This window comes from Streptomyces sp. H27-H5 (assembly GCF_026627505.1).
In the GTDB taxonomy this organism is placed as follows: domain Bacteria; phylum Actinomycetota; class Actinomycetes; order Streptomycetales; family Streptomycetaceae; genus Streptomyces.
The window spans coordinates 37,967-47,024 of the sequence record NZ_JAPNLK010000066.1 but is presented as its reverse complement, the minus strand read 5'-3'; the positions used below and the strand labels follow the sequence as shown (position 1 = coordinate 47,024).

General features: G+C 70.1%; 18 protein-coding genes. 5 read left to right on the top strand and 13 right to left on the bottom strand.

Annotated features, from left to right (window positions below; translation table 11 throughout):
* Positions 1-644: 644 nt before the first annotated feature.
* The 12 genes from OTB19_RS28685 to OTB19_RS28630 all read right to left on the bottom strand — a co-directional run bounded on the left by OTB19_RS28685 (position 645) and on the right by OTB19_RS28630 (position 6,151).
* The gene (locus OTB19_RS28685; RefSeq protein ID WP_267801415.1) at positions 645-926 is read right to left on the bottom strand and encodes an HNH endonuclease; all 282 of its coding nucleotides are present in this window, start codon (positions 924-926) and stop codon (positions 645-647) included.
* The gene (locus OTB19_RS28680) at positions 926-1,210 is read right to left on the bottom strand and encodes a helix-turn-helix domain-containing protein (protein WP_267801414.1); all 285 of its coding nucleotides are present in this window, start codon (positions 1,208-1,210) and stop codon (positions 926-928) included. The genes OTB19_RS28685 and OTB19_RS28680 overlap by 1 nt, the downstream gene beginning before the upstream one ends.
* A 187-nt stretch (positions 1,211-1,397) precedes the next feature.
* On the bottom strand, positions 1,398-1,736 hold the full coding sequence (locus OTB19_RS28675; RefSeq protein ID WP_267801413.1) for a hypothetical protein: 339 nt from the start codon (positions 1,734-1,736) through the stop codon (positions 1,398-1,400).
* Between the two features lie 161 nt (positions 1,737-1,897).
* Positions 1,898-2,140, bottom strand: a complete 243-nt coding sequence (locus tag OTB19_RS28670; RefSeq protein ID WP_267801412.1) for a hypothetical protein — start codon at positions 2,138-2,140, stop codon at positions 1,898-1,900.
* A 202-nt stretch (positions 2,141-2,342) separates the two neighbouring features.
* A complete protein-coding gene (locus OTB19_RS28665; RefSeq protein ID WP_267801411.1) occupies positions 2,343-2,471 on the bottom strand; it encodes a hypothetical protein in 129 nt (42 codons plus the stop codon).
* A gap of 22 nt (positions 2,472-2,493) precedes the next feature.
* Positions 2,494-3,087: a hypothetical protein gene (locus tag OTB19_RS28660; RefSeq protein WP_267801410.1), complete on the bottom strand. Its 594-nt coding sequence runs from the start codon at positions 3,085-3,087 to the stop codon at positions 2,494-2,496.
* Positions 3,084-3,587, bottom strand: coding sequence for a hypothetical protein (locus tag OTB19_RS28655; protein ID WP_267801409.1), 504 nt, complete (start codon positions 3,585-3,587; stop codon positions 3,084-3,086). Before OTB19_RS28655 ends, OTB19_RS28660 begins: the two co-directional genes overlap by 4 nt.
* The gene (locus OTB19_RS28650; protein WP_267801408.1) at positions 3,584-4,528 is read right to left on the bottom strand and encodes a helix-turn-helix transcriptional regulator; all 945 of its coding nucleotides are present in this window, start codon (positions 4,526-4,528) and stop codon (positions 3,584-3,586) included. The genes OTB19_RS28655 and OTB19_RS28650 overlap by 4 nt, the downstream gene beginning before the upstream one ends.
* 61 nt (positions 4,529-4,589) lie before the next feature.
* A complete protein-coding gene (locus tag OTB19_RS28645; protein WP_267801407.1) occupies positions 4,590-4,835 on the bottom strand; it encodes a hypothetical protein in 246 nt (81 codons plus the stop codon).
* 33 nt (positions 4,836-4,868) lie between these two features.
* Complete coding sequence (locus OTB19_RS28640) at positions 4,869-5,015, bottom strand: hypothetical protein (protein ID WP_267801406.1); 147 nt, start codon at positions 5,013-5,015, stop codon at positions 4,869-4,871.
* Between the two features lie 30 nt (positions 5,016-5,045).
* Complete coding sequence (locus OTB19_RS28635) at positions 5,046-5,396, bottom strand: hypothetical protein (protein ID WP_267801405.1); 351 nt, start codon at positions 5,394-5,396, stop codon at positions 5,046-5,048.
* Positions 5,393-6,151 (bottom strand): hypothetical protein, encoded by a 759-nt coding sequence (locus OTB19_RS28630; protein ID WP_267801404.1) that lies wholly within the window; start codon positions 6,149-6,151, stop codon positions 5,393-5,395. Before OTB19_RS28630 ends, OTB19_RS28635 begins: the two co-directional genes overlap by 4 nt.
* A 187-nt stretch (positions 6,152-6,338) precedes the next feature.
* Between OTB19_RS28630 and OTB19_RS28625 the strand changes: the two genes are divergently transcribed.
* The 5 genes from OTB19_RS28625 (at position 6,339) to OTB19_RS28605 (ending at position 8,511) form a co-directional block, all read left to right on the top strand.
* On the top strand, positions 6,339-6,602 hold the full coding sequence (locus tag OTB19_RS28625; protein WP_267801403.1) for a sigma factor-like helix-turn-helix DNA-binding protein: 264 nt from the start codon (positions 6,339-6,341) through the stop codon (positions 6,600-6,602).
* A 56-nt stretch (positions 6,603-6,658) separates the two neighbouring features.
* Positions 6,659-7,168 (top strand): GIY-YIG nuclease family protein, encoded by a 510-nt coding sequence (locus OTB19_RS28620; RefSeq protein WP_267801402.1) that lies wholly within the window; start codon positions 6,659-6,661, stop codon positions 7,166-7,168.
* Positions 7,169-7,292: 124 nt separating this feature from the next.
* Positions 7,293-7,859 carry a hypothetical protein gene (locus tag OTB19_RS28615; RefSeq protein WP_267801401.1) on the top strand — a complete coding sequence of 189 codons (567 nt, stop codon included), beginning with the start codon at positions 7,293-7,295 and terminating at the stop codon, positions 7,857-7,859.
* A 24-nt stretch (positions 7,860-7,883) separates the two neighbouring features.
* A complete protein-coding gene (locus tag OTB19_RS28610; RefSeq protein ID WP_267801400.1) occupies positions 7,884-8,141 on the top strand; it encodes a hypothetical protein in 258 nt (85 codons plus the stop codon).
* 115 nt (positions 8,142-8,256) lie between these two features.
* A complete protein-coding gene (locus OTB19_RS28605) occupies positions 8,257-8,511 on the top strand; it encodes a hypothetical protein (RefSeq protein ID WP_267801399.1) in 255 nt (84 codons plus the stop codon).
* Positions 8,512-8,662: 151 nt separating this feature from the next.
* On the opposite strand, the gene OTB19_RS28600 is transcribed toward OTB19_RS28605, so the two are convergent.
* Positions 8,663-8,935, bottom strand: a complete 273-nt coding sequence (locus OTB19_RS28600; RefSeq protein WP_267801398.1) for a hypothetical protein — start codon at positions 8,933-8,935, stop codon at positions 8,663-8,665.
* Positions 8,936-9,058 lie beyond the last annotated feature (123 nt).

The following is a 9,058-nucleotide window of genomic DNA, read 5'->3' as shown; positions in this document are numbered from 1 at the left end:
TCCTCCCCACCGGCCTCCCCATCGGCAGTCCCGAGGACTGCCTTACCTGCGCCGGCACCCTCTACCTCGGCAGCCCGGCCTGACCGGCCCAACCCCCCTCCACGAACTTTCGCGGTGCAGCACTAGGGGGTCAAGATCACTGCTGAGGGTTTCGGCCCTCACACGCAAAAAGAAAAGCTGGGCGCGGGGCTGGGAAGATGATCTTGCCAGAAAACGGCGACGCTCCGTGATCGGATCGAGCCGGCTCGCAGGCTTCTGACCTGCACGTTTGTGTGATCGCTATGTACGCGCGAGATCGCATGTCACATGACGTGACGCTCGATCGGGTCGAGCCGGCAACGCTCTGACCTGCACGTTCGCGACGAACTGCATGAACGTGCAGGTCAGGTGCCTGCGACTCGCACGCGGGCCTGCCACTTCGGGGGCCGGCGCCGCATCTGTCGGAGCGGCTGGCGAGTGACGCCCGGCCTGACCACATGCAGCGCTCTGACCTGCATGTTTGTGCAGTCCCGGCAAACGCACAGGTCGGGGGCGTGGTGTCTGGTGGCGTTCTGCGGGCCGGCTGGTTGCACCCTCAGCGCAGCGCTCTGGCCTGCGCGTATGCGGCGTGGTGTGCATACGTGCAGGTCAGTGGGGTGTGATGGTCAGGCGGTGTACCAGTCGCGTGACGTCTTCAGTCCGGTGGGCCTGGTCTTCGCGCCCTTGGCGCCGTTGCAGTTCCGGCCGCAGGTCGGGCAGCGCTTCACCCCATGGGCGGGGAGCCAGTTGCTGGTGTCCTCGGGGTCGGCGCCGGCGGCGACGGGTTGGACGTGGTCGACGACGTCGGCGCCGGCGTGGCCGCAGAGGTGGCAGACGTCGGACTCGGCGAGGAAGCGGGCGCGCTTCTTGCGGTAGTCGTAGGTGGTGAGGTCGGTCCGCTTGGCCATCAGGTTGAGACCTTGATCTCCACGCTGATGGTGACGTTGTCGGGGTCGGCGAGCAGGTCGCCGAGAGCGACGCCCAGGGCTTCGGCGAGAACCGCAGCGTCGTCCACATCGACTCGCCGCGTCATCTTGCCGATACGTGTGATCGCCGTCGCGTCGATGTACCTGCCAAGGTCGCGGGTCCGCTCGGCAAGGGCGCGTGTCGTCAGGCGACGTGCGTTGCGTAGGGCCGGCAGGTTGGCGGCCACGTTGCGGCCGAGGGTGCCGATCTCAATGGACCTCTTCATGTGGACTCCAGGTGTGTGGCGGCCCTACGCCTGGAACGGAGGGCCGCCTCCCGTGGTGATCAGGCCACGGGTGCTAGGGGATGGTGTCGTGGTGCTCGTCGGGGGTTGCCGCCCGGGGCCCTCGTCCCGGGCGGCTGCACCCGCACCCACTCCGCACCGAGTGGTCGTGTGCCTGCCTGGTGGCAGGTCAGTTCTTGCTGGTGTTGAGGGTGTCGATCTTCCAGGTCTCGCCGTCTTCGGTGACGGTGGTGCAGTCGTAGGTGTTGCGCACCAGCGCGCCGAAGCTGTTCTGGCTGTCGACGTGGCCGACGACCCGGTACTTCCAGGGTGCGGTGCCGCTGATGGTGGTCACCGTGGTCTCGTCGGCGCCGCTGAACTCGGCGGAGCCGGGGGACTTGAGTCGCTGCTTGGTGAACTGCTCGCACATGACCGTGGCTTCGAAGCCGTCTGCTGGGGTGCTGGAGCCGCAGCCGGCGAGAGCGACGAGGCCGATGGCGAGGAGAGGAAGAGTGCTGTGTGTGCGCATCAGGACATGGTGGGCTCCGGGCGCTGTGGCGGTGGGGGAAGTGACGTACCCGTGACATGCGAAAGCCCCGCGCGGTGGCGGGGCTTCGTCTTGTCCGGGCACGCCGGACGTGAGGACAGAATGGCTCACGTCCGGCGGTTTTGCAACTAGGGGCAGGGCCCTCAGAGCTGCCGGGCGGCGATGATGGCGGGGTCCGCGTCCACAGCTGCCTGCGCGTCGCGCTTCACCGGCTCGGGCAGCGCGTCGAACGCAGCCTGGTAGCCGGGCCTGACGACCCTGTCTCGGATGTCGTCGGGCATGCCGGCCATGAACTGGGGTGGCATGGCGTCGGCCAGGTCGCGCATGGTGATCGAGGCGATCAGGAGTGCGGCAGCAGCGTTGACGAGTACGTCGTGATCGGTCATGCCGTTCATCATCCTTGCTTCGGTGCGGGCTGGGGCGGGGTTGGCGGTGTCTGCTGCGCGGCGGCCTGCGACTGCTCGTTGCGGCGCCGGAGTTCGTCCAGGCTCATGGTCTGCTGCATGATCGGGGTCCTGTCTCTGTGATGGGGGCGGGGGCCTGGGGCGGGCCGGTTTGCTGCCAGGCGACGGCCGGCCCCGGGGTTTGTCACTGCTCGTCGTCGGCTGCTGCCCTGTCGGCGGCGGCGTCCTGCGCGAACTCGTCGGCCTGGTCCATCTCGTACAGCTCGGACGCGCTCATCACGTCGCTGATGTCGTACTCGTGCTCGTCGGGCATGGTGATCTCCTTCGGTGGTGGGTCAGACGGTGTACGTACGGCGTTCGGCTTCGACGCGGACGACCGCGCCGGCCTGGCCGATGGCTTCTACACTCAACCCCTTCCGGGGGTCGGTCGAGGCACTGTTGTTGGCGTTGGTGTTGGCGCCTGAGCTGCACAAACAACCCCCGGAAGGGGTGCCGCTCTCGGGCGAGGGAAGGGGCGGTACATCGTCCCTGTGGACGCCCGGCCCGTTCTTCCCTCCCGCGCGCACCCCGCCACGGATACGGATCCCGGCCCCTTCGAGGAGGTCCCGCACGGCCTTCGTGGTGGGCAGCTTGGCGGCCTCCTGGATCTGCGTGAGCCGGGCGTGATCGCCGCCCTTCGTCAAGTCTCGGAGGACGGCGAGGATGTCGACCGGGGCCTCCTCCTCGGCGGTCTCGCCGCGGCGCCGGTCGATCCAGCCGCGCGCCTTGCGGTAGCCGGCGGTGGCGACGAGACCGGACACGAAGTAGGCGGCCTCCGGATGGACAACGGCCACCCCGCCGGCTGCGGCGAGGCCGACGGCCAGCACGCAGCCGCCCGCGACCCGGCCGCCCGACTCCCCCTCGACGGGGCCCTGCTCGGTGGTGGTCATGACGACAGGGCTCCGGTCAGCCAGACCCCGGCGATGTTCATGGCGGAGGCGAGGGGGACGGCCGCGTACCGGGCGACGCCACCGGACAGGCCCATGCCGATGCCGGATAGCCAGCCGCGCCACTTGGAGCCCTTGGCGCCCTGCTTGCGGCGGGCGAGGAACGCGGCGAGGACGAGGACGGTCATGAACAGGCCGCCCTGGGTGAGCGGTGCGGCGGGCGAGCCGGGGGCGGTGCCGGTCTCCGCGCCGACGCCGTAGACGAGGAGGCCGTCGCCGAAGGTGTTCAGGCCCCAGAGGGTGGTGTCTCCGGCCCAGCCGACGACGCCGCCGACGACCATGATGGTGAGTGCGCCGATGGCCCAGCAGAGGATGAACGGGAGGAGTTCGCCGCAGCTTTGGAGGGGCTGGCTCCGGAGGGTTTTGACCGTGGGGAACCAGATCGCGATCTCGATGACGATGAAGAGCGTGCCGAGGAGGACGGCTCCGAGGGTGGGGATCATGACGGCTTCCTTGCTTCTCGGAGGTACCGCTTCGCGGTCGCGGGGCTGACGCTGAGGGTCTCGGCGATCTGGCCGGAGGTGAGCCCGGGGTCTGCGGCGAGGAGCTTGGCGACGGCCCGGAGAGACTCCTCGCGCTGCTTGGACTGAGCCGACTGAGCCACCGAGAACCCGAAGGGCTCGGCGGGCTGAACCTCGGGCTCAACCATGCTGACCTGGGAGACCGTCACGGCTGAGACGGTGTGGGGTCGGGTGGGCTCAACGCTGGGCGGGGAGGGCTCAACGGGCTGAGCCGGGGGCTCAACGTGAGCGGGTGCGGGTTGAGCCGGGCTGATCGCGAGGGGGGTGCGGCGGGTGATCGCGCGCTGCTTGTCGATGCGTTCGAGCTGGATTTCGGCGTCTGCGTCGTCGCGGGCGAGGGTGATGCGGGCCTCGGCGCGGATGCGTGCGATCTCTGAGTCGGCGGCCCGGTCGAGTTGGTCGAGGCGCGCGGCGTGCAACCGGGCCTCGTACTCGCTGTCGCGCATGACGGACGCGATCTCGGCCTCTTGGTCGGGGGTGAGGGCGGCGGGGTCGCGGAGTGAGGCGAGGGCGAGTGTCCAGACGGCCTTGCCGACGAGGACGACGAAGGGGCCGGCGAGTGTCTGAGGGAGGCTGTGCTGTTCGTGTCCGTGGAGGGCGAGGAGTGCGGCGACGCCGAGGGCGATGGCCCAGCCGACTGCGGCCGGGGTGATGGTCCTGGTTCGGACGCTGATGGTAATGCCGCGGTACTCGGCTCGGAGGACGGTGAGCCAGCCGATGTCTCCGGCGATGGCGACGGACAGGCCGAACTTGCCGGAGTGCATGAGGTCGGTGATCGCGTAGCCGGACCAGATGAGGGAGAGGATGGCAAGGCCGGTGGCGCCGACGAGGATGAGGGGCGGCCGGGCGGTGGTGCGGAACACGTGCTGCTCCGGGGTGTGCGGGGCCGGGCGCGCGAGGGCGAGCCCGGCCAGGAGTGAGGGGTCAGGCGGTGGGGTTGGGCAGGGCGCGGCAGGTCTCGGCGTGGGACTGGGCCCTCTCCCGGCCGTACTCCTCCTGCATCCACTCGATGGTGTGGCCGCAGCCGGTGCAGTGGCCGCCGTCGATGTAGGCGGGGCTGCTGTTCTTCGTCCTGATCAGGTCGACGGTGGCGTTGGCGAGGGTCAGGTAGCGGGCGATGACGCCCTTCGGCCAGGAGGCGGCGAAGGGGGCCTGGATGGTTTCGGACATGCTGGAACTCCTCGTTGGTCAGGCGGGGCGGGGCTACTTGTTGTCGTCGGTGACGGTGACGGAGACGATGTGGCCGACTTCGAAAGGGAGGTTCTCGAACTCGCGGGCGGTGGCGTCGTCGGCGACGGTCGTCTCGGTCACGGTTCCGTCGGCCTCGGTGACGGTGATCCTCTTGGGCATGGCTGCTCCACGTCGGTCGGGCGGGGATGGTCAGCGGTGGGTGGGGCAGAGGGCGCTGGGCTGGCACGCGTAGCAGTGGCCGGCCGTGAGGCGGAGGACGAGCGCGTACTCGGCGCGGGTCTGCCCGGGGCGGATCGCGGGGGTGCGGTCGAGGAACTGGGCGCGGGCCTCGTCCACGAGCTGGCTGTCCATGCCGAAGTACTCGACGGGCAGGCGGCGCGCGAACTCGTCGAGCGCGGGCTGGTCCATGGCGTGTTCGTGGCGGGCGCGGTCCGCGCGCAGGAGGTCGGCGGCCCGGAGGAGGAGCTTGCGGCAGGCCACGGTGGGCTCGTCGGCTCGGGCGCGCTGGAGGCCTTCGTCGGCTTGGCTGCGGGCGGTCATCGGGTGCCGCCGAGGATGTGCGCGAGGGCGACGGCGGCCGGGGCACCGGTGGTGCGGGCGGCCTCGACGAGCTGGTCGACGGGGGCGTTGACTGCGGTGATGATGGCGCGCGCGGTGGCGGGGAACTGCGGGTCGGACGGGCGGACGGAGAGTCCGAGCATCGTGGCGACGGTGTGGCCGCCGCGCATCTCGAAGGCGTCGCGGCGGTTCATCATGTCGTCGCGGTAGTCGCGGCGGTAGCCGTAGGGCCGCCGGCGCCGCTCGACCTGGGCGAGGTACCGCTCCGCGGCGTCGGCGATGTAGCGGCTGCGGCCGGGGGTGGTGCGGGCGAGCGCGGTGAGCGCGTGGTCGAGCTGGCGTTGGGCGGGGGTGGCGCTCTGCCTCGGGTCGGCCGCGGCCGGGGTCGGGGCGGTAGGAGCGACCGAGTCGGCGTCCGGCTGCGTGCGAGGGCGGAGCCGGGTGGCGTAGGCCGTCAACAGGGCGCCTTCGGTCTTGCCGTCGAGGGTGACCAACCAGCCGCCGCGGGCCTCCGCCTCGCGGCGAGCGGCGGCGCGGAATTCCGTGATGCCGGCGGCCTGCTCCAGCCCGTCGAAGCGGCGGCCGTGCGGTTCGCGGGCGGGCTTCCCGGCGCGGGTGATGCAGCGGCTCCCGGCGGCGACGTGGCACTGGGGGCAGGTGACGGTGGTGACGAGGTCTTCGATGGTGACCTCGGGGAGGGCTTCTTCGGCCCGGTTGGGCTCGGTACGGTGTGCCATAGCTGTTCCTCCTGGTAGGCAGGTGGATGGCTGGGCCCCGGCAGGAGGTGCGAACTCCCGCCGGGGCTGTTCCATTGGCGGACGAAGGTGGGCCCTCCGTGCCGTTGTGTAGCCAACCTACACGCGTGTAGGCTGTCTACACAAGACGGCAGAGAGATCCGCCTCCCGGACTCGGAGAGGCAGACAGATGGACGATCAGGCGAAGGAGGTGCAGCGCGTGCTCGATGCAGTCGACGCGGTGGCCGCTGGTGAACCGCCGGCCGAACGGGCCAGACGGCTCGCCGAGATGCTGGAGTCGGTCCGTGAGCGCGTCCGGCGGGAACGGCGCCAGGCCATGCAGGAGATGAAGGACGGCGGCATGACGCTCCGGCAAATCGCCGCCGAGCTGGACATCAGCTTCGGGCGCGTCCGACAGATCCTCGCTGAGGAGACGGATCCCTCGACCACATGAGACGGCCGGGCAGCGTGCAGGCCGCCCGGCCGTAGTGCACCACTGGAGATGCAGGCATGAGCGTACCGATCAGGATCGACCGCGGCCTCTTCGCGGACCTCAAGACGGAGCCGTCGCCCGAGACGGCCGTGTACCGGATTTACGACGCGGCGGACGGGCTGCTGTACGTCGGGATCACGAACGACACTGACACCCGGTGGAAAGATCACCTGCGCAGCAAGGCATGGTGGGCGTCAGGCGCCCATCGGTACGAGGTCTCCTGGTATCCGACCCGCCCTGACGCGCTGGCCGAGGAGCAGCGGGCCATCCAGAACGAGCACCCTCGGCACAACTGGATGCATGTCGTTCTCCCACGCGCCGACATAGTCCCCCGCGTCCCCGGCACCTACTCGACGGGGGAGATCGCCAAGCGCTTCCGCATCAGCCCCGACACGCTGCGCGCCCTCGTCGAGACGCCGGAGTTCCCGCAGCGCTTGACCCTGCCGCCGCCGCATCGGAAAGGGAAGCGGTACCCCGCCGACGCAGTCGAGGCGTACTTCGATCGACTGCGCCCGGCCGCCGAGTAGCCGCGCGCGACAGAGCCCCCGATTCCTGACGAGCCGGGGGCTTTGTTCTGCCTGCTTGACACCTTGCATCACGTGATGCAAGGCTGTGGATGTCAGGCCACCCCGCACCCAAGGAGCCGCAGCCATGAGCACCCGCACCCTCTGGGACATCGAGCAAGTCGCCCAGTACCTCGGTATCCAGCCCCACAGCGCCCGCGGCCAGCTCTCCCGCTGGAGCGTCGCCCGCGTTGCCGTCACCGACAATCCGGCCGGCCGACTGGGCGCTCTCTTCGACGCCGACCAGGTGCGCGCCGCAGCCGCCGCACGGCCCGGGCAAGGGATCCGCCCGTCCGAAGCAGCCGTCACCGAAGTGGTGCTCAAGATGGCCCCCTTGACCGACACCAGCGACCCCCGCATCCGGGAGGCGATCGGAGTCCTGGTCCGCGCCGGCATGCCGATCGCCGCGGACGACGACAGTGCGACAGGCGCCCAGCTCACCGGGTATCACGTGGCGCTGCTTGCCGACTGGGACGAGGACACCGTGTCGATCTCGTGGCTTCAGGAGGGGCACCCGCTGGGGCTCGACCACCCTGACCTTCCGGCGCGAATGGATGCCGTCTGTCGGCTGTTCCACCGGGCGAAGTGGCACATTCACCCCAGCGTCTTCCACCAGTTGCACGCCGCACGGCCCGGCACCTGGCCGCAGGGCTAACCGATCATCCAGCAGGAGGCGGAGATGACCGACTGGTTCGAGCGCGGGTTCCGTGAGATCGAGGAGCACGCCGCAGAGACTTCGAACGGGCAGCCGTTCCGTGAGATCGGGTTGTCGTTCGGCGGGGCGACTCCGGGGCAGGCCATCGAGGGTCTGGCGGAGTGGGCTGCCGCTAACGATCAGCAGGGCAGTCCGTTCCGGATCGAGGCCCTGCGTCTGGTCAGCTCCCCGGGCGGCATTCCGGAGTACCGCGTGGTGGTCACGGTGGACGGACTGCGGTAGGACTCGCCCGCGCGCACCCGGTGCCCCCGTCCGTCTGGGCGGGGGCACCGTGCTGTCCGCCCCCGTCCGGCGGTGTCCGGATGCGTCCGGGACTGTCCGGCCGCAGGGTAGGGGGATGGAGCATGCGCCGATCGTCGTGCACCGGATCTCTGCGAGCGAGGGCCGGCGGGTCACGATCCGGGTGCGCGGGGTGGACACGATCCTCGGGGTCGCGCACCGCGACGAGGACGTGATCGAGTTCCTCCGCCGGATCGAGGTACCCGACCGGGACGAGCTGGTGCTCGGCGACTCCCCGATGATCGAGTGGCAGGGGGACGGTCCGCACGTGTACGAGCTGGAGTCCGGGCCGCCGCCGGCTGATCTGCCGTAGCCCTGACGTGCGTCCGCCCCGCCGGGCGCTGTCCCCCGTGGGGGTCCGGTGGGGCGGATTCGTGCAGCGAGGCAGCCCGCCTCAATCCTTGAATGGGATACCGAACAGGCTAGCGGCCGGGACTGACAGCGAAGAGCCCCCGGCGTAGGTGCTACATGGCCGCTCGCTCCTCGCGGATGTCGCTGACGCTGGCGAGGAGGGTGCCTTCCGCCTGCTCGTAGTGGGACAGGGCCAGGCCGAGCCCGAAGAAGGTGGGGGCCCACTCGCCAATGAAGATTCCCCACCGGTCGGCGCGGGCGATGTCGGCACCTGGTTCGGCTTTGAGGGACGTCACCCACGTGGCGATGGAAAGACCGATCGAGGCGAACGCTGCCATGTACGCGTGCTCGCTTCGCATGCCCATCTCGTGCAGCTTCTTGATCATGGCTATCCCTGGTGTGTGAGGGGTTGGGATCTCCTTCAGGTTCACCCGGCTGGCGCGTGCGCGCATCCCGGCGGTGTGGCGGTTAGGCGCCGAGGAGCCGTGACCTGGGGTGGTAGGCGCATG